General features: G+C 54.3%; 16 protein-coding genes and 9 pseudogenes. 15 read left to right on the top strand and 10 right to left on the bottom strand.

Annotated features, from left to right (window positions below; genetic code table 11):
• Together ACR3E2_RS17185 and ACR3E2_RS17190 are read left to right on the top strand one after the other, a co-directional pair.
• Positions 1-487, top strand: a 487-nt coding sequence (locus tag ACR3E2_RS17185) for a dockerin type I domain-containing protein (protein WP_480492815.1), incomplete at its 5' end; no start/stop codon positions are given.
• A 93-nt stretch (positions 488-580) separates the two neighbouring features.
• On the top strand, positions 581-1,372 hold the full coding sequence (locus tag ACR3E2_RS17190) for an inositol monophosphatase family protein (RefSeq protein WP_480483723.1): 792 nt from the start codon (positions 581-583) through the stop codon (positions 1,370-1,372).
• A gap of 3 nt (positions 1,373-1,375) precedes the next feature.
• Here ACR3E2_RS17190 and ACR3E2_RS17195 read toward each other — a convergent pair whose 3' ends face one another.
• From ACR3E2_RS17195 to ACR3E2_RS17220, 6 genes and pseudogenes are all read right to left on the bottom strand, one after another.
• Complete coding sequence (locus tag ACR3E2_RS17195; RefSeq protein WP_480492816.1) at positions 1,376-1,939, bottom strand: histidine phosphatase family protein; 564 nt, start codon at positions 1,937-1,939, stop codon at positions 1,376-1,378.
• A pseudogene (locus ACR3E2_RS17200) lies at positions 1,940-3,001 on the bottom strand (ABC transporter ATP-binding protein). It abuts the gene before it with no gap.
• Positions 2,955-5,159 (bottom strand): annotated as a pseudogene (locus tag ACR3E2_RS17205) (ABC transporter permease). The pseudogenes ACR3E2_RS17200 and ACR3E2_RS17205 overlap by 47 nt, the downstream one beginning before the upstream one ends.
• A pseudogene (locus tag ACR3E2_RS17210) lies at positions 5,160-6,182 on the bottom strand (ABC transporter substrate-binding protein).
• Positions 6,183-6,240: 58 nt separating this feature from the next.
• A complete protein-coding gene (locus tag ACR3E2_RS17215; RefSeq protein WP_480492817.1) occupies positions 6,241-6,576 on the bottom strand; it encodes an NUDIX hydrolase in 336 nt (111 codons plus the stop codon).
• Entirely contained in the window at positions 6,576-6,704 is a 129-nt protein-coding gene (locus tag ACR3E2_RS17220) for a hypothetical protein (RefSeq protein WP_480492818.1), read from the bottom strand. Before ACR3E2_RS17220 ends, ACR3E2_RS17215 begins: the two co-directional genes overlap by 1 nt.
• A 224-nt stretch (positions 6,705-6,928) precedes the next feature.
• Between ACR3E2_RS17220 and ACR3E2_RS17225 the strand changes: the two genes are divergently transcribed.
• The 7 genes and pseudogenes from ACR3E2_RS17225 (at position 6,929) to ACR3E2_RS17255 (ending at position 12,151) form a co-directional block, all read left to right on the top strand.
• Positions 6,929-7,642 (top strand): DeoR/GlpR family DNA-binding transcription regulator, encoded by a 714-nt coding sequence (locus ACR3E2_RS17225; RefSeq protein ID WP_480492819.1) that lies wholly within the window; start codon positions 6,929-6,931, stop codon positions 7,640-7,642.
• A gap of 156 nt (positions 7,643-7,798) precedes the next feature.
• A pseudogene (phnD, locus tag ACR3E2_RS17230) lies at positions 7,799-8,770 on the top strand (phosphate/phosphite/phosphonate ABC transporter substrate-binding protein).
• Between the two features lie 60 nt (positions 8,771-8,830).
• Positions 8,831-9,624: pseudogene (gene phnC, locus ACR3E2_RS17235) on the top strand (phosphonate ABC transporter ATP-binding protein).
• Positions 9,621-10,436 carry a phosphonate ABC transporter, permease protein PhnE gene (gene phnE / locus ACR3E2_RS17240; protein WP_209507091.1) on the top strand — a complete coding sequence of 272 codons (816 nt, stop codon included), beginning with the start codon at positions 9,621-9,623 and terminating at the stop codon, positions 10,434-10,436. The pseudogene phnC and the gene phnE (ACR3E2_RS17240) overlap by 4 nt, the downstream one beginning before the upstream one ends.
• A complete protein-coding gene (gene phnE, locus ACR3E2_RS17245; RefSeq protein ID WP_480483731.1) occupies positions 10,436-11,251 on the top strand; it encodes a phosphonate ABC transporter, permease protein PhnE in 816 nt (271 codons plus the stop codon). Before phnE (ACR3E2_RS17240) ends, phnE (ACR3E2_RS17245) begins: the two co-directional genes overlap by 1 nt.
• Positions 11,248-11,907 carry a hypothetical protein gene (locus ACR3E2_RS17250; RefSeq protein WP_480492820.1) on the top strand — a complete coding sequence of 220 codons (660 nt, stop codon included), beginning with the start codon at positions 11,248-11,250 and terminating at the stop codon, positions 11,905-11,907. Before phnE (ACR3E2_RS17245) ends, ACR3E2_RS17250 begins: the two co-directional genes overlap by 4 nt.
• Positions 11,834-12,151, top strand: coding sequence for an HAD-IA family hydrolase (locus tag ACR3E2_RS17255; RefSeq protein WP_480492821.1), 318 nt, complete (start codon positions 11,834-11,836; stop codon positions 12,149-12,151). The genes ACR3E2_RS17250 and ACR3E2_RS17255 overlap by 74 nt, the downstream gene beginning before the upstream one ends.
• A gap of 219 nt (positions 12,152-12,370) precedes the next feature.
• Here ACR3E2_RS17255 and ACR3E2_RS17260 read toward each other — a convergent pair.
• Positions 12,371-12,821: pseudogene (locus ACR3E2_RS17260) on the bottom strand (Lrp/AsnC family transcriptional regulator).
• Positions 12,822-12,936: 115 nt separating this feature from the next.
• Between ACR3E2_RS17260 and ACR3E2_RS17265 the strand changes: the two are divergent.
• The 6 genes and pseudogenes from ACR3E2_RS17265 to ACR3E2_RS17290 all read left to right on the top strand — a co-directional run bounded on the left by ACR3E2_RS17265 (position 12,937) and on the right by ACR3E2_RS17290 (position 20,197).
• A complete protein-coding gene (locus ACR3E2_RS17265) occupies positions 12,937-14,136 on the top strand; it encodes a methionine gamma-lyase (RefSeq protein ID WP_480483734.1) in 1,200 nt (399 codons plus the stop codon).
• Between the two features lie 14 nt (positions 14,137-14,150).
• Positions 14,151-16,513: pseudogene (locus ACR3E2_RS17270) on the top strand (transketolase).
• 460 nt (positions 16,514-16,973) lie between these two features.
• The gene (locus ACR3E2_RS17275) at positions 16,974-17,393 is read left to right on the top strand and encodes a hypothetical protein (RefSeq protein ID WP_480492822.1); all 420 of its coding nucleotides are present in this window, start codon (positions 16,974-16,976) and stop codon (positions 17,391-17,393) included.
• A complete protein-coding gene (locus ACR3E2_RS17280; protein ID WP_480492823.1) occupies positions 17,378-19,243 on the top strand; it encodes a M10 family metallopeptidase C-terminal domain-containing protein in 1,866 nt (621 codons plus the stop codon). The genes ACR3E2_RS17275 and ACR3E2_RS17280 overlap by 16 nt, the downstream gene beginning before the upstream one ends.
• Entirely contained in the window at positions 19,156-20,031 is an 876-nt protein-coding gene (locus tag ACR3E2_RS17285) for a hypothetical protein (protein ID WP_480492824.1), read from the top strand. Before ACR3E2_RS17280 ends, ACR3E2_RS17285 begins: the two co-directional genes overlap by 88 nt.
• Positions 20,032-20,062: 31 nt before the next feature.
• Positions 20,063-20,197, top strand: a complete 135-nt coding sequence (locus tag ACR3E2_RS17290) for a hypothetical protein (protein ID WP_480492825.1) — start codon at positions 20,063-20,065, stop codon at positions 20,195-20,197.
• A gap of 313 nt (positions 20,198-20,510) precedes the next feature.
• Here the strand turns inward: ACR3E2_RS17290 and ACR3E2_RS17295 are convergent.
• The 3 genes and pseudogenes from ACR3E2_RS17295 to ACR3E2_RS17305 all read right to left on the bottom strand — a co-directional run bounded on the left by ACR3E2_RS17295 (position 20,511) and on the right by ACR3E2_RS17305 (position 23,643).
• Positions 20,511-22,000: pseudogene (locus tag ACR3E2_RS17295) on the bottom strand (M81 family metallopeptidase).
• Positions 22,000-22,792, bottom strand: a pseudogene (locus ACR3E2_RS17300) (amidohydrolase). The pseudogenes ACR3E2_RS17295 and ACR3E2_RS17300 overlap by 1 nt, the downstream one beginning before the upstream one ends.
• Positions 22,687-23,643: an amidohydrolase family protein gene (locus tag ACR3E2_RS17305; RefSeq protein WP_480492826.1), complete on the bottom strand. Its 957-nt coding sequence runs from the start codon at positions 23,641-23,643 to the stop codon at positions 22,687-22,689. The pseudogene ACR3E2_RS17300 and the gene ACR3E2_RS17305 overlap by 106 nt, the downstream one beginning before the upstream one ends.
• Between the last annotated feature and the right edge of the window lie 41 nt (positions 23,644-23,684).

Genomic DNA, 23,684 nt, shown 5'->3' on the forward strand with positions numbered 1-23,684 from the left:
CCCGGATTGTCGGATGCGGAGATTGATTACTCCGATCGGCGGTGGCACGGTATCTGTCACGGCTGACGATCAGGGACAATTTGACTTGGACCTTCCGGATGGCACGTTCCCCGGAAGACTGGACATCATCAAGCACTATTCGACGGCAAGCAAAGAGATCGACGCAATGGACGCTTTACAAGTGTTGCGCATTTCGGTTGGCCTCGATCCGACATGGGGGCCCGCCGATGCGGAAAACCTAATCGCAGCGGATATCAATCAAGATGGAACCATCAATGCCCTGGATGCACTGGCGATTTTGCAGGTGGCTGTTGGGAAAACCACTGCGCATGAACCTCAATGGGTCTTCTTGGATTCAGATGCGGATTTGTCGGGAGTTACAAAAAGCAACGTTGATTATCAGACTGGAATGGATGTTGTAGCCATAGACGGGGTGATAACCGCCGATATGACGTCCATTTTGCTCGGCAACCTCGAGGCGGCATGAATTGAATTGAACGGTGCTGCAACTCAGTCATTGCAAGCCTTCCGCTTGGACCGCAATGTTGGCCTTAGATACACAAACACAAAAGGACAGGCCATGAATCGTCTTTCGGAACGCAGAGATTTTGCCATCGCGGTCTGTGAAGAAGCTGGGGTGATAGCCGAGAAATACTTCTTGGACAGGAGTAATCTGGTTATCGATCAAAAAGGTGCTCAGGACTGGGTGAGCGACGCGGACAAAAACGTCGAAGCCTTCATTCGTCAAAAGATCATGGATGCTTGGCCGCAGGATGGGATATTTGGCGAAGAACACGGCGCTGCCACAGGCAAGAGCGGTTTTGACTGGGTGATTGATCCAATTGATGGAACTACGAATTTCGTCAATGGCATACCCGTATGGACGATTGTTCTGGCCGGTGTCACCGAAGGGCACACTGCGGTGGGTGTGATCCGGGATCCGAGTATGGATGAAACCTTTGTGGCAACACGCGGAGAGGGCGCGACACTGAACGGTTCACCGATACACGTGGCCTCTGGGGTTGCTCTTCGGGATGGGACGGTTTCTGTGGGGTATTCGAACCGGATCGAAACTCGCCACGTCGTGCCGGTGGTTGCAGAACTGATCGAGCGCGGTTCCATGTTTCACAGAAACGCCAGCGGTGCATTGTCATTGGCCTATGTCGCAGCCGGGCGACTTCTGGGTTATGTGGAAGAACACATGAACGCCTGGGATTGTCTGGCTGGGCAATTGTTGGTTGCAGAAGCGGGCGGTGTTGTCGAAGATCAAGACGCCGACGCGATGATCCGCGACGGTGGGCGCGTGATCGTCGGTACACCAGATGTATTTGAAAGTTTGTTGGAAATCGCAGAGAACGCTTGGGGGGCTTAACGTCTAGGCCATTGGCAACCAAGTGGAATTAGGTTGCAAAGTTGTCAGACTTGTCTGCCAATAATGGCCTTGTGACGGTTGATCGTACTGGCGGTCAATCGGAATCCCGGAAAGCTCACACCACAACAATGTCCCGACCGCACCATGTGTAACGATGGCGAGGTCTCCGGTGCCATGGGCACGAGTGATTTCCAAGACTGCCCGGTGAATGCGCCTCTGCGCGTCGGCCGCAGTTTCCCAACCGCGAAAGCTAATATCCGGCTGGGCAAAGAATGCGTCCGCGGCCGCCTCGAACTTTTCCCGTGGAAGGAAACCAGTGGTACTCCGATCATTCTCGCCAAGTTCCGGGTGGATATTTAGAGGCAACCCCAAGGGCGCGGCCAGAATCTCAGTGTCACGAGCCTTTCGTTCGCTGCTGGCCCAGATATGGCTGACATTGGCCATAACTTCACTGGCGGCAAAGGATGCGGCGCGCCGGCGACCTGTCGTGCTCAGACCCCATTCCGTAATGGGGGTATCCGGATCAATAACGACCTCGGGGTGAGTGATGATCAGTAAATTCGGCATCTAGTCAGGCAGAAGTACCGGCCCTTTGCCCGCAAACCCCATCCTGATTTCGGTACCCGGTGCAAGCGGTGCATCAACATCATCGTGGACCGCAAAAACCTGGCCAAATGCGCCGGTCAGTGTGTATTCCATCCGCACACCAACAAGGTTGCCTTGGCCACTGTAGCGGCGATGCCGTCATCAGAACCAATCACAAGGCGCGAGGGTCGTACAGCGATGGTCGCGGGCCCATTGGTCAAACCCCGACGCGGCAGAGTGTGACGGTAACCTTCGATCTCGATTGTTGCAGCATCACCGTCGGTTGCAACGATCTGACAGTTGAGCAGGTTTGCCTCGCCTATGAAATCGGCAACAAACCGGTCATTCGGGGCATCATAAAGCTCGCGAGGTGTACCCATCTGAGCGATCGCGGCGTTCCGCATCACAACGATCTCGTCCGAGACGGCGGGCCTCTTCCTGATCGTGGGTGACATAGACAACCGTCAATCCAAGGTCTTGCTGAATGGCCCGGATATCCTCGCGCACCTGGCGTCGCAGCTTGGCATCAAGGTTGGATAGCGGCTCGTCAAACAGCAGAACCTGTGGTTCTAGAACCAGCGCTCGCGCGGCGACACGTTGTTGCTGACCACCCGAGAGTTCGGAGGAAGGCGATTGTCGAACCCCTTGAGCCCTACCAATTGCAAGCCATGCAAGGCGCGGCTGCGAGCCTCATCCTTGGCAAAGCCCGAGAATGTGAGGCCGTACATCACGTTCTCCAGCACGCTCATGTGGGGAAACAGCGCGTATGATTGAAACACCATTGATACGTCGCGGTCTGTTGCGGGCAGTTTGGTGACGTCCCGGTTGCCAATCATAATCTTGCCAGAGCTTGCCATCTCTAACCCGGCGATCATGCGCAACGTCGTTGTTTTCCCACAGCCTGACGGACCAAGCAGCGTGACCAGTTTTCCCTTCGACATGAAGGTTAATGTTATCAACAGCCACAACGTTTTTGCCGAACACTTTCGACACTTTCTCAAATAATACCGGGGCGGCCTTGGAACCGATTTTGTTGTCGGTCATGAGGTGTCTCCGTTGTGTTCTGTGTGCGCCGACCGATCTGGACCCGACCGACGAGAATTTGCAATAAACCGACCGCTGCCAGCATCACGAAGATCAGCGTCGTCGAATACGCAATGGCGAGACCATAGTCGTTATTCTCGACCCGCCCGATGATATAGCTGGTTGCCATGTCGTATTCGGCACTGACCAGAATCACAGCCGAGATCGCCGTCATCGCGCGGACAAAACTGTAAACAAGCGCGGCAAGTATCGCGGGACGTAGCAGCGGCAGAATGACACGACGAAATGTCTGCCACGAGTTTGCACCAAGGGTCAGCGAGGATTCATCGAGACTGCGGTCAAGTTGCGACATGCTGGCGATGCCCGCACGGACCCCAACCGGCATGTTGCGGAATATGAAGCTGATAACAAGGATAACGCCTGTGCCGGTTATCTCGATGGGCGGAACGTTGAAGGCAAGAATATAGCTGACACCAATCACCGTACCGGGGATTGCAAAGGACAGCATGGTCCCAAACTCGAAAGCGTTCTTTCCCGCAAAGCTTTGCCGGGTCAATAGGTAAGCCGTGACCAACCCAACCGCTGCCGTCAGAGGCGCAGCAATCGCCGCAATGGTTATGGTAGTCCAGAAGCTGTCCCACGCGGCGCCGGTCCAACGAATGCCCTCTTCTTCAAATCGAACAGAGAATGCCGTGACGTAGTGTTTTAGGGTCAGGGAGTTATTGAAAGCTCGACCACACTGCCGTAGATGATCATTGCATAGACAATGATCGTGAACACCGCCCAGCCAAGAGCGATTACCAGCACTGGAACAGAAAGACCCGTAGGCATCAAAGGGTGCACGCCTGCGTCGCCTTTGCCTGTTACGGTGGTATAGCTTTTCTTGCCCAGCCAAACACGCTGTGCGTAAAAGGCCGAAAGAGTAAAAAACAGCAATACCATGGCCAGAACGGCGGCCCGTCCTTGGTCATATTGCGCCCCGACGATGGCAAAGAAAATCGGTCGATAGAACGTCGAAATTCCCACCCAAGCGGGTTTCCGAAGTCGGCGCCGATGAAGCCCAAAGAAATGCATTGGCAAGACCGGGGCGCATCAGGGAGGGACACTGTCCTGAACGTTTGCCATCTGCTGGCGCGGAGTCTGGGCTTCCTCCATAGATGGCGAGACGCCTTCCACCACGCCGATAAGAACGAGGAATGCAATGGGCGTGAAAAGGTGTGCGGCGCCGGCATCCGCAGCCAGCGCGTTGGCTGCGTGCCGAACAGCTCGGCGACGAACCGTGTGACCGAGCCTGACAGACCAAAAAGCAGGATCAGCGCGAGGCCAATCACAAATGGCGGGGTGATGATCGGAAGAACAGTCAAAGCCCGCAGCACGCGTTTGTAGCGGAAACCCGAGCGGCTCACGACCAGTGCAAAGCACAAACCCAGGGCAGTCGTGACGAAGCCAACCAGGATGGCAAGAAACAGCGAGTTCCATGCCGCGCCGCATCTGGCACCATAAAAACACCCCAACCCCCAAAGCCGGGCATCAAAGAACTTTGAAAAGAAGACAGCAATGGAATATGCGCCATCTTCAGTGACAAAGGCAGCGAACAGCATCTTGGCGATCGGAAAAAAAACAAAGACGGTGACGATGGTAATCACACCGCCAATCGCACTAACAACAAAGACGTCACCGTTGATGGCACCTCTTGCCGCAATGCCTTGGGTCAACAGGAACAGAAAGCTTGAAGCGCAAATCATTGCGCCATAGCCCATACCGAATTGGCGATCACCAAGTTCGCCAAAATAGGCGTCCAACCAATTGAAATTGAAACCCCTGATGCCAATCCCGAATCCCTGTGCGATCAACCAGCCGAAGCCGAGCGCACCGGAAAGGATCAGAACCCGGGCAGGGGGTCAGACTTGGCTCGCTTCAGCACCAGAAGGGGTAAGGTCAGAGCGATCAACAGTGGGGCAAGCCAAAGCTTCACCCTGTGCGATCAGGAATGCAGCGGGGCATAATCTTCGTCAAACGGGTAGCCGTCAAAAAGCCATTCGAATGACCACAGGCCGCCGTCAACCATATACCACGGCAGCAGGCAAAACCCGACCCACCCGGCGATGACCCAAAAGATCAGAACCGGACGGGTCTTTTTTGTAATATGGTTGGCCATTTACTGCGGCAGAACCGAAACCTCTTCGTCCCATTTCTGCAACAGACGCTTCCGTTCGTCTGAGGAACCATACTTTTTGAAGTCATAGTCGATCAGCTTGATCTGACTCATGTCAGGCGCGCTTTCCGACGTTTCTGCGCTCTTGTTCGATGGCACCTGAAACGCGCTGACCTGAAGAGCAAGGTTCTGCGCCTCGGGCGACAGCGCCCAGTCATAGAACTTCTTCGCCTCTTCCTCGTTGCGGGCGCCTTCAATAATGGACATCGAGCCAATTTCGTATCCCGTACCCTCACAAGGCGCGACTACCTTGATCGGGAAACCCGATACAGCCTGCTTTACCGCATCATGCATGAAGACGATGCCAATCGTGTTCTCGCCTCGACCGGCTGCTTTGATTGGTGCAGATCCGGATTTTGTATACTGGTTGATATTCGAATGCAGGCCTTTCATGAACTCAAAACCTTCATCCTCGCCAAAGATCTGCACCATCGAGGCCAGCGTTGTATAGGCCGTACCAGACGAGTTCGGGTTGGCCATCTGAACGTGACCCTTGTATTCAGGCTTTAGCAGGTCTTTCCAACAGGCGGGTTCGGGTAGGTTATTGGCCGCCAGCAGGTCTGCGTTATAGCCATACCCAAGTGCGCCGGAATAAATGCCGATCGTTCTGTTTCCGGCACTTTCGGCTTGGGAAATTGCCCAATCATGAAGCTGGTCGCGCATTTGCGACATGTATTCCATTGTCAGGCCCTCTTCGGCGGCCTGCAATGCGGATCACCCGTGCCGCCCCACCAAACGTCTCCTTTCGGGTTCGAGCTTTCGGCGAATCTGGGCAAAGGTTTCGCCTGACGACTTACGCGTCATGTTGACGTCGATGCCCGTTGCATCTTCGAAACTGCGCGCCATGAGTTGGCACCAGTCTTCCTGCGCCGAGCAATAGAGTGTCAGCTTGTCTGCCTGCGCTGCCGACACAGATGCGGCTATTGCAATCAGCGACCCGACGGCCGTGGATGTAAGTTTTTTCATTATCATTCCTCCCTTTGGTTATCGTGCACCAGTATCTTTTGTTTTGTCAGGCGCTTTCTCATCCAGCTTTTCGTAGCTTGTTAATGACAGACTGGGCGTTCTGATTGCCCGTCAGATTTCTCAGAAAACTTGACAGATCTCTTTCTTCCACCAGCTTTGCCGCTTTCCCCGGTGAAAACCAGTGACGCGTCCGTTCTTCCCGTTCTTTCCAACGCCGCTTCAGTTTTTCAACGACCATGGGATAGAGGGTAACGCGGCAGCGAACGCTATTCGCGCCCTCAAAGCGCTTGTCGTAGAAAAATTGGCCAATCGGCTGTTTCGAGATTGCCCCGACTGCACCTGCTTCTTCCAGAGCTTCAATTTCGGCGGCATGCCAAGGTTTCTTTCCTTCCATCAACCAACCTTTGGGATGACCCACCGCCCAGTATCGCGCGAAGTCACCATCAGAACGCGTAGTTTTCCATCCCTGTCCCAGCGCATCGGAAGTGCTGCAATCTGGTCTGTTATGTTGCCGTCGCTCATGCTGCCCTCAATGACACGGTATCAATAGCGCACCCAGAATAACCTTCAGTCGTTAACGGTGGTTCTTGGGTTTTCACTATGAAACGGTTCAATTCACACATTCTTGCCTTGCGCTTTGGACTCTTCCGAATTGTCACAACCTACTGAGGGTTATGCAACAAAAATTATTGCATTATGCCCGAAATCCCACAAAAGTGGGGTTTGAAACCTGATTGGGTTGTTGGATGTCCAAAACGAAGATACGTGCCAAAACGATTGAGAAGGGACGGGGTAGGGTAAAAAAATCCGACCGGCGCCAGCAAATACTGCTGGAGTTGAAGCTTCGCCCGCACGTTCGCATCAATGAATTGGCCCAGCGTTTCAACGTCTCCAACGAGACGGTGCGCAGGGATTTTGACGCCCTGTCGAATGACGGCCTGATCGCACGCGCGCACGGAGGAGCATCTGCCCCGGCACAAGGGCATTATCCAGGTCTGGACGAGCGAGCCAACGCGCGGATTGAGGAGCGCGAACGCATAGGTATCAGCGCGGCGGGACTGGTTCGTGATGGTGAAACGGTCATGATCGATTCCGGTTCGACCACAATCGAAATGGCCCGTGCATTGGCCTATCTCGGCACTCCTTGCACAGTGATTACGAATTCAATCCCGGTGGCAATGACCCTCGGCCATGGGGCTGCCGAGGTTCTGCTTTGTCCAGGAGAATATCTGGCAACCGAATCTGCGACGATTGGAACCGAAACGCTGGAATTCCTGTCTCGGTTCAATGTCGACAGATGCATGATCGGCTCGTCAGGTTTTTCGGTCGAAGGCCCTTCAGAAACCGTGCGCGGCTTTGCGGCTGTCAAAAGAATGATGCTGACGCGCGCAGCAAATCGACATCTTTTAATCGATTCAGGAAATTTGGCCGTAAAGGCCTGTCTCAGGTCGGAGACCTGACCAACCTGGATTCCATAGTTTCCGACACGAAACCAACAGGAGAGTTGCTTAACGCGATCAACGGTGCCGAGGTTGATATTCTTGTCGCCCCGTAAACACTGAAATGAATGACGAACAGCGGACTGCAAAAAGACCGCGCATGACTGGGAGGAAAACATGAAGATAGACATCAGATTATTGGTTGGGGCATCGGCAATTGCGCTCATGTCGCTTTCCGGGACAGCTTCGGCGCAAGATTGCCCGAGGGTGATCTGGACGAGCGGTTTTGCGACGTCGATGGGGATTTGATTGCGGATATCCCCACAGATTCTTCCCAGCTAATTGATCCTGACACCCTGATTTTTGCCTATACACCGGTCGAAGACCCAGCCGTATACAAAACCGCGTGGTCTGACTTTCTAGAGCATCTGAAGGCTGAGACAGGCAAGGACGTGGTCTTTTTTCCGGTCCAAAACAACGCCGCCCAGATCGAGGCGATGCGGTCGGGACGCCTGCATATTGCGGGCTTCAACACCGGGTCCAACCCACTGGCAGTAAACTGTGCCGGGTTCCGACCGTTTACGATTATGGCCTCAAAAGACGGTAACTTCGGTTATGAAATGGAGATCATCACCTACCCAGGCTCGGGCATCGAAAAGGTTGAGGATATCAAAGGTAAGCAACTTGCCTTCACGTCACCCACGTCCAACTCGGGCTTCAAAGCACCGTCGGCGATCCTGAAAAGTGACTTTGATCTTCTGCCCGATCGCGACTTCGAACCCGTCTATTCGGGAAAGCACGACAACTCGATCCTTGGTGTGGCGAACAAGGACTATCCAGCGGCATCGATTGCAAATTCGGTAAAGGCACGGATGATTTTGCGGGATGTGATCAAGGAGGAAGATGTTGTTACGATTTACAAATCGCAGACCTTCCCAACCACCGGATTTGGCACTGTCTACAACCTGACGCCCGAATTGCAGGAGAAAATCCGCAATGCTTTCTTCAACTTCGAGTGGGAAGGGACGACGCTTGAAGCGGAGTTTTCCAAGTCGAACGAAGGCCAATTTCTTGAGATGACTTACGGAATTCTGGGACGTCATTCGCAAAATTGACGCGGCAAACGGCGTCTCCTACGCCTGCCAATAAGTCTTGCTTAATCCAGCGGGCCTGAAAAGGCCCGCTAATCACCCTAATCGGGGGCAATTTATGCTGCGTCTTCAAAAGCTGACGAAAACCTACAAGACCGGAGATCAGGCACTGAAGGCCATCGATCTTGAGGTACCCAAAGGGCAGGTGCTTGCACTGATTGGACCCTCGGGCGCGGGAAAATCGACCATGATCCGTTGCATCAACCGCTTGGTTGAACCCACAAGCGGCGGTGTTCTTCTGGATGACATGGACCTGACCAAACTCGGGTCGGGTGCGTTGCGGAAAGCACGCCGCGAAATGGGTATGATCTTTCAGGAATATGCTCTGGTCGAACGCCTCACAGTGATGGAAAACGTATTGTCCGGTCGGTTGGGGTATGTCGGATTCTGGCGCAGTTTTCTACGGCGGTATCCGCAGTCGGATGTGGACGAGGCTTTCCGCCTGCTGGACCGGGTGGGGCTGTTGCATATGGCTGACAAACGCGCGGACGAGTTGTCGGGTGGTCAACGCCAAAGGGTCGGTATCTGCCGCGCCCTGATCCAGAACCCAAAGTTGTTGCTGGTCGATGAACCGACCGCGTCGCTGGATCCGAAGACCAGTCGTCAGATCATGCGGCTGATTACCGAGCTGTGTCAGGAGCGCGGGCTGGCAGCCATCATCAACATCCATGACGTGGCACTAGCCCAGATGTTCGTTCCCCGTGTCGTGGGCCTCCGCTTTGGAGAAATCGTGTTTGATGGTCTTCCAACAGGGCTCACCCGGAAAAGCTGACCGAGATTTACGGTGAGGAAGATTGGGAAGCGACCATCGAAAAAGTGGATGAGGATGAAGATGTCGAGGCTGCAGAATGAGCCATCGAGAACTTGACGACATGCTGGGAAAAGGTTGGCGCAAACCGGCCTTTATTAAAAACACGTTGCTGCGCAGGGCATTGATACTTGGGTTCTTCGCTTACCTGATTGCGGCTTTCATGACCATCGATGTTGATTGGGGCAGGGTCTATGAGGGACTGGACAGGGGATGGGCGTTCGTCCTTGCCTTTACCAGCCCGGATTTCATTTCACGGTGGTCAGATATCTGGGCCGGCCTTCTGGAAAGCATTGTGATGACCGTGGCCGCGTCGGTTGTCGGTATCCTGATTTCGATCCCGATTGGATTGGGGGCTGCACGTAATATCGCCCCGTTGCCAATCTACATAATGTGCCGCGGCATTGTCGCGTTAAGCCGGGCATTGCAGGAAATTATCGTTGCCATTTTGCTTGTGGCCATCTTTGGCTTTGGCCCGCTGGCAGGATTTTTGACGCTGTCTTTCGCAACCATTGGGTTTCTTTCCAAGCTTTTGGCCGAAGATATCGAGGCGATGGACAAAGTTCAGGCTGAGGCGATTCAGGCCTCTGGTGCACGATGGCTGCAATGGATCAACTACGGGGTTCAGCCTCAGATCATGCCTAGGCTTGTGGGTCTTTCCATGTACCGGATCGACATCAATTTCCGGGAAAGCGCTATTCTCGGGCTGGTGGGGGCAGGCGGCATTGGCGCGACACTGAACACCGCGTTTGATCGATATGAATACGACACTGCCGCCGCCATTCTGATCCTTATCATCGGGATCGTCATGGCCCTCGAATACCTTTCGGGAATTATCCGCGCGAGGGTTCAGTAATGCCGGTTCTTGAACGCGACGATACACAAATCTGGCGCAGGCGGACGACCGGCCAAAGCCTGGTTCGCTGGTTTGGATGGCTTCTGGGAGTAGCGGTTTTTGTCTACTGTTGGCAGCTCATTTCGCAATCGACAACCTGGTTTTTCGTCTGGGATGCGCCCCGTATCGCCAACGATATCTGGACCCGCGCAACGCCACCCAAATGGGACTATATCACCCAGTTGGGACCCCCGATCTGGGATACCCTGAACATTGCTACTCTGGGCACGATCATCGCTCTGTGCATGGCTGTGCCGGTTGCCTTTTTGGCGGCCCGCAACACTACCCCGTCGGCGTTGTTCATCCGCCCCATTGCCTTGTTGGTCATTGTTTCGACCCGCTCAATCAACTCGCTGATCTGGGCGCTGCTATTGATCGCTATCATTGGACCGGGTGTGTTTGCCGGTGTCATAGCGATCGCCATCCGTTCAATCGGGTTCTGCGCCAAACTTCTTTATGAAGCGATTGAAGAGATTGATCACGGTCAGGTCGAGGCGATCACAGCCACCGGTGCTTCGCGGTGGCAAGTCATGGCGTATGGGATTGTTCCGCAAATCCTGCCTGCTTTTGCCGGAATTGCAGTCTTTCGTTGGGACATCAACATTCGCGAGTCCACTGTGCTTGGGCTGGTTGGTGCCGGCGGTATCGGGTTGCAGCTTTCGGCCTCGCTTAATGTTCTGGCGTGGCCGCAAGTCAGCCTTATCCTGATAGTAATTCTTCTTGCAGTCATGATCAGCGAGTGGGTTTCGGCAAAAGTACGAGGAGCGATCATTTGACCGGATTCTCAGCGCAGGAGGCATTTAAGGCTTACGAAGCCGTCCGGCACCGCCTTCCAGATATTGAACCGAACGACGTGAATTATCGTCGTATCGAGACCCTTTTCGAAGTTATGGATGAGTTTGACGTATTTCTTCTGGATGCGTTCGGGGTTCTCAATATCGGAGAAACAGCAATCCCCGAAACGCCTGAACGGATCAAGTCACTGACGGATGCGGGCAAACGTGTCCTGGTGGTTTCGAATGCCGCAGGGTTTCCTCATGCCACGCTGTTGGAGAAATACACCAGGCTGGGATATGACTTCGCGCCGCAGGATGTGATTACCAGTCGGGCTACGTTGCTGTCCGGGCTGAATGGTCAACATGAGCTGCACTGGGGTTTGATGGCGACACCCAGCGCCGGGCTGCGCGATTTGGAAGATTTGAAACTAACCTATCTGGAGGATGACCCGCAACCCTACGAAACTGTTGATGGTTTTCTGATGATCGGGTCAGCCGCCTGGACCGAAACCCGGCAGGCGATGTTGGAGGCGGCATTGCTAAGCCGACCCCGCCCGGTATTGGTAGGCAACCCGGACATCGTTGCCCCACGCGAGTACGGCTTTCCAAAGAGCCCGGTCTTTTCGCGCACCGTTTGGCCGACCGAACGGGTGTAGCCCCGCAGTTTTATGGAAGCCTTTCGGCAATATCTATGATCTTGCCTTTCAGCGACTTGGGCCCGTCGACAAATCCCGCGTTCTGATGGTAGGTGACAGTCTGCATACTGACATTCTGGGCGCGCGTCATGCCGGAGTGGCTTCCGCACTTGTCTCGGATTTTGGGTTCTTCGCCGGGCATGATGTCGAGGAAGCGATCAAACAAGCAGCGATCGTGCCGGATTTTGTCGTAACCCGACCTTAAGATTTTGAAGTAAAGCGTATTTTTGGCAGAGCGAACGGGCAGCGTTGACTTGCAGAATGCGCGCGTAACAATGATTATGTTGCTTTTACAGGGCTGCATCTAGTCGGCGAATTTTCTAACGGCGAATACCCATAGTCTCGGAAACTCGAATCCGGTTCTACCGCATCCTAACAATCTGGAACTCAATATTAAGGGTCACTTTCGAGAATTTAAACTTTCTCAGGCTGGAAAAACCGATGTTTTCTTGACTGTTCCATAAACAAAGCTGGTGTCGATCGAAGCTATTCCGCCGATCGGGTGAATTCGGTTTCGAATAAAGTCTTCGTATGCTTCGAGGTCCGATACCAATACCCGCAACTGGTAATCCATTGCGCCGGTCAGCATGGCATTCTAAAACTTCATCGATCATTCGAACGCGTTTTTCGAATTTCTGCACATCTGTTTCATTGTGCCGCTCAAGCCGGATGCGGACAAAGACAGTTATCGCCATCCCGTATGCAGCAGCGTCCACATCGGCACTGTATCCCTTGATGACACCGCTGGCCTCAAGGTTTTTGACCCGTCGCAGACACGGCGAAGGAGACAGATTGACCTCATCAGCAAGATTCTGGTTCGTCATACGCCCGTCCCGCTGCAATGCTCGAATGATCTGCCTGTCTTTGGCGTCCATTTTCTCTCCTGTTTTAGCATAATATGCCAATATTCACCATTAACGTGGCATTATTTGCAACCCATTGCTCAAAGTAAAGGCGCAAAGTGGTAACAACTTAGATCAGGAGCTCACCGTGACCCACACAACCGGATTTGCCACTCGCGCCATTCATCATGCCTACAACCCATCTGAAAACGATGGTGCGCTGACCCCGCCCCTCCACTTGACCTCAACCTTCTCCTTCGAAACCGCAGAGGCCGGCGGTGAAATGTTTTCTGGCGAGCGCGCAGGTCATATCTATAGTCGGATATCGAACCCTACTTGTGACCTTCTTGAAAAGCGTATTGCCGTGCTGGAAGGTGCCGAGGCTGGACTTGCACTGTCCAGCGGGATGGGTGCAATTACCGCCGTACTTTGGACCCTGCTGTCGCCAGGTGACGAAGTCATTGTCGACAAGACGCTCTACGGCTGCACATTCGCTTTCATGCGCCACGGTCTGGCAAAATGGGGTGTCACTATTACCCATGTCGACATGACGGACCCTGCGAACCTGAAAGCCGCTGTTTCCGAAAAAACCCGCGTCGTCTATTTTGAAACCCCAGCCAATCCAAACATGCGCTTGGTGGATATCGCTGCCAGTTCAGAGATTGCACATTCTGTCGGTGCACAGGTTGTGGTCGACAATACATATGCCAGCCCATATCTGACCCGCCCGATCGAGCACGGCGCGGATATCGTCCTGCACTCCGCCACCAAATATCTGGGCGGGCATGGCGATGTGGTCGCGGGTCTTGTGGTCGGAACCGCCGAGCAGATTTCTGAGATCCGGCTTGTCGGCATGAAGGACATGACAGGCGCAGTGATGGCACCTTTCAACGCAATGCTGATCCTGCGTGGACTGAAGACACTGAACCTGCGACTGGATCGCCACTGTGCGTCCGCCAAGGTTGTCGCCGATTACCTTCAGGCACACCCGGCCGTCAGTGAGGTTTATTTCCCGGGGCTTGAGAGTTTTGCCCAGCACGATGTCGCACAACGCCAGATGTCGCAGCCGGGGGCCATGATCGCCTTTGAAATCAAGTCTGGCCTGTCCGGTGGCATCGAGTTCATGAACCGCCTGAACATGATCCAACGCGCCGTGTCCTTGGGGGATGCAGAAACCCTGATCCAGCACCCGGCATCCATGACTCATTCGACTTATACTGCGGAAGAACGGGCAGAACATGGGATCAGCGACGGTCTGATCCGTCTTTCCGTCGGGCTGGAAGACGTTGATGACATCCTTGCGGATTTGGAGCAAGCTCTGCCCTACCCTGCCCGCAGTGCCGCATGAACCCGGAGACCACCATGCCGAATGATCCCAAGCTGTTGAAAATCGTCGAACAGCGTTTGCTGTGGTTGTCGCATTGGATGATCCACCATGCCAACCATATCCGTCCCAAGGTGGATGGGATCAAGGTTGGTGGTCATCAAGCGTCGTCCGCGTCGATGGTTTCGATCATGACGGCGCTCTACTTCTCGGCTTTGCGTCCCGAAGATCGGGTTGCGGTCAAGCCTCATGCGTCACCGGTTTTCCACGCGATGCAGTACCTGGGCAACCAGACCCGCGAGAAGATGGAGAACTTTCGCGGGTTTGGCGGCAAAGCTATCCCAGCCGGACAAAGGATATCGATGATGTCGACTTTTCGACAGGTTCGGTAGGTTTGGGTGTCGCGATCACCTCGTTTGCTTCGATCATTCAGGACTACGTCAAGGCCAAAAACTGGGGGGCAGATGCCCCGATGGGGCGCATGGTGGCGCTTGTAGGCGACGCTGAACTGGATGAAGGCAACGTATACGAAGCATTGCAGGAAGGCTGGAAAAACGGCCTGCGCAACACGTGGTGGATTATCGACTACAATCGGCAGTCGCTCGACGGCATCGTTCGTGAAGGTTTGTTCGAACGGATCGAGAAAATCTTTGATGCCTTTGGATGGGATGTTGTGCGCGTGAAGCATGGTGTCCTGCAGCGCGCGGCCTTCAAGGAACCTGGCGGTGATCGGCTGCGAGACTGGATTGATGCCTGCTCGAACCAGGAATACTCGGCCCTGACGTTCATGGGTGGCGAGGTTTGGCGAAAGCGCCTCATGGACGATCTTGGGGATCAGGGGGATGTGACGGCGCTGATCGAACGGCGCACAGATGCCGAACTCGCTGCATTGATGGAAAACCTCGGCGGCAACTGCGTCGAGACCATGGCCCAAACCTTTGATGCAATCGAACATGACCGCCCTACCTGTTTCCTGGCCTACACTGTCAAGGGATGGGGCACGCCAATTGCGGGCCACAAGGACAACCACGGCGGACTGATGAACAACAGCCAGTTCGTCGCGTGGCAAGAACATATGGGCGTGCCTGCCGGCAAGGAATGGGAACCTCTCTCGGCAGTGCCGGACCCAGAGGCGTTGAAAGATTTTCTGTCGAAAGTTCCCTTCTTTGCAAAAGGTCCGCGACGCTATTTCGATGGCAAGCTGGATGTTCCATCAATTGACATCGACACAAGCCGCGAAATCTCGACCCAAATGGCTTTCGGCAAGATTTTGGATGACTTGTCGAAGGGCGACAGCCAATTGGCCGAGCGTATCCTGACGACGTCCCCTGATGTCACAGGCACAACAAACCTTGGCCCGTGGGTTAACCGGCGCAAACTGTTTGCCAGATCCGAGCAAGCCGACGCTTTTATTGAACATCGTATCCCCTCGACGGCAAGATGGGAATTTACTCCCGAAGGGCAACATATCGAGCTTGGTATTGCCGAGATGAACCTCTTGTTGCTTTTGGGCGCTGCGGGCCTTCGCATTCCCTGTTCGGCAAGCGGCTTATCCCGATCGGCACTGTGTATGACCCTTTGTCAGCCGTGGCCTCGATGCGCTCAATTATGCTTGTTATCAGGATGCGCGCTTTATGCTGGTCGGCACGCCTTCGGGCATAACGCTGGCCCCAGAAGGCGGCGCGCATCAATCCATTGGCACACCTTTGATCGGGATGAGCCAGGACGGGCTGGCGGCCTTTGAGCCAGCCTTTGCTGATGAACTGGCGGTGATCATGGAGTGGGCCTTTGACTACCTGCAGCGTGATGGCGAAGGGCAACCGGACGAACGCACCGGCTGCGTGACGAAACAGGCGGTTCGGTTTATCTGCGCTTGACGACAAACCCGATTGAACAGCCTGGCAAACGCGTGGGCGATGAGTTCCGTCAAGGTGCCATAGATGGTGCATACTGGCTGCGGAAGCCGGGCCCGAATTGCGAGGTCGTAATCGCTTATCAGGGGGCCGTTGCACCCGAAGCGATCAAAGCCGCTGGCGTGATGGGCGAAGGACGCAAAGACATTGGAGTGCTGGCGGTGACTTCGGCAGACCGGCTAAACGCTGGGTGGACGGCAGCGCAACGGGCGCGTTCGCGCGGCAATCAGGAGGCTCGGTCCCACATCGAAACTTTGATGTCCGGTCTGCCGTGCCACTGCAAGCTGGTTACCGTGATCGACGGACACCCCGCGACATTGTCTTGGCTGGGTGCCGTACAGGGACATCAGACCATCCCATTGGGGGTCGAACATTTTGGTCAGACAGGGACAATTGGCGACCTCTATCGGCACCATTGCATTGACGCGGACGCTATCCTGGAGAAGGTGAATGGTCTGACCCATGGCAAGGCTTTGCTTCGCACATGAGCGGCGGTGTTGGACGTCACAGCCAGGGCCTTACCCTCAGGGTAATTGGGCCCTTTCTGCAGGCGCGCGCTTGGGTTCGAAACCCCAAACGAAAGGCACCTTGTTCGAACCAAACTTTTGGGATCTGAGAAGAATTACGACTCGGGACTAAAGAAAAGATCCGCGCGCCTTTGCTTCTGTCACTACAGGTGCTCAAAACTGTCGTTGGTATGGACCGCCAGGAAAATCAATTTTGCGTGTATTAAGTCGGCCTATGCACGCTATCCGACCGGTTTTTGAAATATTCTTATTCATGTATGCGCTTAATAAAAATGGGTCTGTTCCTCTAGAATGTAACTCTTGAATAGCCGTTGATAATGTAGTTTGCAGGAGACACTCCAGTACGCGTTTGCCCCAAAAAGAACACTTTGTTCGAGCAGTTTCAGCGCAATCAATAACACCTAATTTCTAAGACAGAATAATGGCCACCGTTACAACAATCCCCAGACCGTCCGTAAGTTCTCCGCTCAGCTCTATCCAGGGCACCTATGCATATGGTGACGGGAATCCGTCGACCACGACGGTGATTTCCTACAGTTTCGGGCACTTCTCTGATACGCAGGCTTGGTCATCAGAGTATAAGGCGGAGTTCCGTGCGGCGCTGGCCGCAATAGAAGCCGTTGCAAACATTACTTTTGTCGAAGTCACCTCCGGTTCCGCTGACTTGGTTGAGGTTCTCGCGCCTTCTTCATTCTTTGAAAACCCGCGAACTCTCGGATTTCACTATTCGCCATCGAGCGGGACATCCTATGGAGCGTTCAACACGTCATACTGGACTGCTTCTTTCAACGGAAACGGTGATCCGGGCGGGTTTTCTTTACTACTTTGGTCCATGAATTAGGTCACGCCCTTGGGTTGGGGCATCCTCATGACACCGGATTGGGTACAACCGTGTTGAGCGGTGTAACGTCGCCATTCGACTCGTTTGGGGCGGCGGGCCTCAATCAGGGTGTCTACACTGTGATGTCGTATAACGATGGATGGACTTCACAAAACGGGGGGCTACACTTTAACGCAACGTACGGTGGTTCAACGGGGCTTGGGGCTTTGGATATTGCCGCGTTGCAGGCCATGTATGGGGCGAATACTTCATATAATTCCGGGGCAATACCTACACTTCCCTCTGCAAACGTCGCAGGAACTGGGTATCAGGCCATTTGGGATACTGGCGGGATTGACACAATACAACATGTTGGCAGTTCGAACGCACACATAGATCTCCGGGCCGCCACATTGGACTATTCCGTCACCGGAGGTGGGCTGATTTCGCATGCGGCTGGAATAAAAGGTGGTTTCACAATCGCGCATGGCGTTGTGATTGAAAACGCGTCTGGCGGATCGGGTGCTGATACTATTGTCGGCAATACCGCTCAGAACGTCTTGCGCGGGAACGACGGAAACGACACCATTCACTCGCTGTCCAACGGAAGCAATAACAACACCATCTATGGCGGCCAAGGCAACGATATCATTTTTGTGGCCCAAGGTACCGGCGCTGACCAGGTCTTTGGGGACCAGGGCAATGATCTGGCTGTTGTGCAGAGCAACGCAGGCACGTTTACAGGTGGAACCGGCACAGACACTGTCAGATTTGTCAGCGCGATAAGTAACTATTTATTCTTTGAAAACGGCGTTTTGTACGAGTTTTTGGACGTCGTCTCGCGCACAACTTTCACCATTGCAGACGACGTAGAGTTGGTCCAGTTTCTTGACGGGTTACAGCAGTATACCCGGTCGAATATCAAGTCTGCAATGCAGCTTTCAGATATTGATACACAGGGAACGACGTTACAACATGCCAGCCAAGGGCTTTATGTGCTGGATGGTGGAAGTTCGAACATTGCTTTGATTTATGGTGGCCAGTCTATTGGGCAGAACTCGCTAGCGGGCTGGCAGGCGCTTCAGGCCGAAGCCTCGGGCGGTGGCTACAAGGTGCTGTGGCAAAATGCGAACGGGTCATATGCTGAATGGACCACGGATGCCTCGGGGCAATATGTTAGCGGGACCGGCATCGCCAATGTCGTGGATGTCGAGGCCTTTTATGGTGTTGATCTGAACAATGACGGCCAGACCGGCCACGCCATAACCAATATCGAGACCAGCGGGTCGATAACACTCGCGTCTTCAACCCGCGGTGAGTACCTGATCAACGGTACCATCAACCTGACGTATAATGGCAATACAATTGGGCCAGACAGCCTGCCGGGCTGGCAGGCGCTTCAGGCCGAAGCCTCGGGCGGTGGCTACAAGGTGCTGTGGCAAAATGCGAACGGGTCATATGCTGAATGGACCACGGATGCCTCGGGGCAATATGTTAGCGGGACCGGCATCGCCAATGTCGTGGATGTCGAGGCCTTTTATGGTGTTGATCTGAACAATGACGGCCAGACCGGCCACGCCATAACCAATATCGAGACCAGCGGGTCGATAACACTCGCGTCTTCAACCCGCGGTGAGTACCTGATCAACGGTACCATCAACCTGACGTATAATGGCAATACAATTGGGCCAGACAGCCTGCCGGGCTGGCAGGCGCTTCAGGCCGAAGCCTCGGGCGGTGGCTACAAGGTGCTGTGGCAAAATGCGAACGGGTCATATGCTGAATGGACCACGGATGCCTCGGGCAATACCAAGGCGGTGTTAGCATCGCCAATGTTGTGGATGTCGAAGCCTTTTATGGTGTTGATCTGAACAATGACGGCCAGACCGGCCACGCCATAACCAATATCGAGACCAGCGGGTCGACCACACTCGCGTCTTCAACCCGCGGTGAGTACCTGATCAACGGTACCGTCAACCTGACGTATAACGGCAATGCTATTGGGCCAGACAGCCTGCCGGGCTGGCAGGCGCTTCAGGCCGAAGCCTCGGGCGGTGGCTACAAGGTGCTGTGGCAAAATGCGAACGGGTCATATGCTGAATGGACCACGGATGCTTCGGGGCAATACCAAGGCGGTGTTAGCATCGCCAATGTTGTGGATGTCGAAACCTTTTATGGTGTTGATCTGAACAATGACGGCCAGACCGGCCACGCCATAACCAATATCGAGACCAGCGGGTCGACCACACTCGCGTCTTCAACCCGCGGTGAGTACCTGATCAACGGTACCGTCAACCTGACGTATAACGGCAATGCTATTGGGCCAGACAGCCTGCCGGGCTGGCAGGCGCTTCAGGCCGAAGCCTCGGGCGGTGGCTACAAGGTGCTGTGGCAAAATGCGAACGGGTCATATGCTGAATGGACCACGGATGCTTCGGGGCAATACCAAGGCGGTGTTAGCATCGCCAATGTTGTGGATGTCGAAACCTTCTACAGTCACGATATTGATGGAAATGGGACCATCGGTCCTGCTCAACCAAAACTGAGCGCTTTGTTGGCACCGGAAAACAATACCGTGACGGTGGCCGAGGTCCTCCGAATGGGACGAAGATGTCGACTATCTGGAATTCGTGCCAGACTTGCCCACCTTCCAGAATGAGGAAGATATCTATGGATTGGTTGTCTCTTGCGTGAAAAACAACATTTACGGGCCTTCGACAACCATCCTGGAAGCTGTGTGGCAAGAAGCCACAGACAATGTGCCAGAAGAGGATGCCAACCTGACAATTGCATCCTTGCTGGAGGATGACAGCTTCTTTTGGTAATGTTGACCCCGCTCAGTAGGAGATGCTGATCGCGCTGCGATTGCCTCGGATACATTTCTGGTGCGAGAGAAGTGTATCTATGCCGAAGAAACGATTCAGTGATGTGCAAGTTGCCTTTGCGTTGTAACAAGCTCTGAGAGAGACGTGGGTCAACTGGTGTATGAAGATGCATTTTGGCCGACTGGCCTCAGGGAATCGTATTCAAGATCCAATTGGGGTCAGGTTTATGTGGACGGCTCAAGGCTGACTCTTCGGGGTTGAGATATTTGAATCCATTGGGGCGTATCGCACGTCAACAAACTTTCGTTTCACGTCACGTCAAAGGAGGTATGGCGACAGTTGGCCAACCTTCTGTTGATACAAGAATAAGGGACCTTTCAAGGTCGCAGAGGAAAACCCAGGCGCAGCGACCGCATACATGGCTTGCAATTGGTTCGAAATCCGCCCGGAAATGCGCTGTGCTTTTGACGCAGATCACCGAATAACTCAGAGGGTTTAACCCGATATGTGTGAAATGTGCGCGATCCAGCATTGGTTTCGTATGCTTGTGACGACAAGGTCGATCTCGGCGTCGTGTCCAACCAAGCGAAGCGCAGCTGTCTTGCCAAGCGTAGCTGTTCCGCCGCCATACATTTCACCGGTATAGCGGCATGTGCCATCACTTAAGGAAAGCACTTCAAACTCTGCCCTGAATGGAACATGTCCGGCCAGGTTCGACTTTGCGCCGATAGCCAAAATGATCCGTGCGCCCTCCTGCCGCATGGGCCTGAATGGCACTTTCCGGATCATGGAACAGACCCATCAGAACGTTTTTTACCCCGCCCTCAATCAAAGCGGCCAGCAGCCCCGTTGTATCTGACGTTCCGCCTGCGCCCGGATTGTCCTGAACATCGGCTAGAACGATGGGTTTTTCGCGCCTTTGACGACATGTGGAAACGGCCTCTTCCAAAGACAACATCTTACATTCAAGATTGGCCTCACGGGACAGGAACATGCTGACAATCTCTTTGGCAGCGGCAGCCGCTTTTTCAGCAGTCAAGGCATAAGCAAGGCAGGATGGTCCGGTGTCAGGATAATCCGCCGCCGTAAAACCAAGAGCGATCTCTGCCAGAATGCCTTGCTGTTCAAACCTGACAGGCAATTGATAGATATCACTGATCGGCGCAGAACCCGTGTGTTGCGCATGCAGGGGGATCAGGTAAGGCACCGGTTGGAACGTTTTGTATAGGGTTTCACCCGCCAGCAGGCGACGCAAGACTGGAACGCATCGTGCACCCGCTTCCGCCATATCCAAATGTGGGTAAGTGCGAAAAATCGACAGGTAGTCTGAGTGTTTGACCATTTCGGTGGAAATGTTGGCATGAAGGTCCAAACTTGCGACCACTGGAACGTCTGGACCCACAGTTTCACGAACGCGACGCAAAGCTCTCCTTCACCGTCAGCAAGGCTTTCGGAGACCATAGCTCCGTGCAGATCAAGATAGACACCGTCAATCTGGCCTGCGCCCCATATTCCGTCCAACAGCATCCCGCAGATCGTTTCGAATGCATGATCGGTGACATGGGCGGACGGTTCGGCAGAGCACCACAAAACGGGAATGACATCAAATCCCGTTGCCTGTGCCGCGGCGGTGAAACCCGCGATCGGAAGGTTCATGCCCCCGGTTTCCAGAAGAACCTGTGAACCATGCAGCATTCCCGGCCAGGAATCCGCCATCTCAAACTCAGGCATCCCAGCTTTCGTTACACCGAAACAGTTGGTTTCATGTTGGAACCCCGCGATCACAATACGCTTGGTCGCCATTATGCGTGCTCAAACTCTTGTTCAGTACACACAGCGGAAAAAACCCTTTCGCCATAGCGGATGGTTTCAAGCACGACAGTGTCTGACAGGCGGTCCGGGTCGTGCAGTGGATTGCGCGAAAGAACAACAAAATCTGCAATTTTACCCGGTTCTATGGATCCGCGTTGATCTTCCTTGAACACCTGCCAAGCGGCTTCGATGGTTTGGGCCCAGGGCTGAAATAACGCTGATCTTCTGATCCTCGCCAAGCACACGGCCAGAAGCGGATTTTCGGTTCACCGCGCAATGGGCAAGATGGATTGGACGCGTCGGTGTGACCGAGGCGTCGTTGTGGATCGTGTATCGCACGCCATACCGTTCGGCTGACGCCGCCGGCGATATCCGTTCGGCTCGCTCGGGTCCCAGGAAAGTATCGTAATGACGATCCCCCCAAAAGAAGACATGGGCGGGAAAGAAGCTGACGGTCAGACCAAGCCGGGCCATACGCTCCAATTGGTCATCCCTCAGAACCTGGCCATGGATAATGGTATGTCGATGATCCTGGCGCGGGTGTGCAACAAGCGCCTTTTCCACCGCATCTATGAACATCTCGGCACCGGCATCGCCATTGCAGTGGCAGTGAATCTGCAAGCCCTGACTGTGGAGCTTTTCTACATCCGCAACCAGCTGCTCTTGCGAGGTATAGGTCATTCCACAAGGATTATCAGGGCTGGCAGGTTTGAAATATGGAGCAGACAAATACGCGGTCTGTAACTGAAAGGCCCCGTCCGTAAACAGTTTGCGCGGACCCAGCGAAAATGCGGGTTGCCCGGCCAGCTCGTTCCAATCCAACGCGAAGATAACTCTGGCTCCAGATCTCCGACGGGCAAAAGCTCGATGTCAATTCCCGGATCCTGATCCGCAGGCAGGCTGGCGAAGTGGTCCAGCATGGGCTGCGATGCCCAGGCATTTTGGGCATAGGTCACACCATGGGCCAGGTATTCGCTGCGGCAGGCGTCAAAACCCCGCCAAAACCGGTCGCGGTCAATCAGGAAATCAGTATCGCCCATTTCACCCATGGCCGACAGCCCTTCCATCAATCCGGTCAGTGCTCCGGTTTCCGGATCGCGGCCATAACGGCCCCCCTTTGGATCAGGAGTTTCACGAGTTATCCCGCGTCTTTCCAGCGCGAGAGAATTTGCCACGCCATTATGACCCGACGCGTGAATGACCCAGATTGGATGGCGTTGTGACACGCCGTCCAGTTCGGCCCGTGTGGGCATTCGACCTTCCAGAATGGACGTATTGTCAAAGGACACCCCCATGACCCATTCACCCTCGGGTGTTGCACTCGCCTTTTCGTGAAGCCTGTCCAACGCCTGTGACATGTCTCTGCAATCCCCTAAAGGCGGCGAAGACAGATCGACACGGAACAGCTTAACAAAGCCGGGATCGGGAAAGTGCCCGTGTGGGTCGATAAAGGCGGGCATCAGGGTACGACCCTTCAGATCATGCTCGTGCGCATCCGAAGGCATGCGGGCGCGCAACTCAGCCTCGGCCCCCACTGCCTGAATTCTGTTGCCGTCAGTCAGCACCGCCTCTGGTGAAGAGTTCTGCGCATCCATAGTCAGGATGGTGCCGTTGAAGTAGAGTGTGCTTGGCATTGGATTTCCTAGTTACGACAGCGGGGCCAGACAACGCAGCC

The sequence above is a fragment of the Ruegeria sp. AL7 genome (assembly GCF_056536105.1).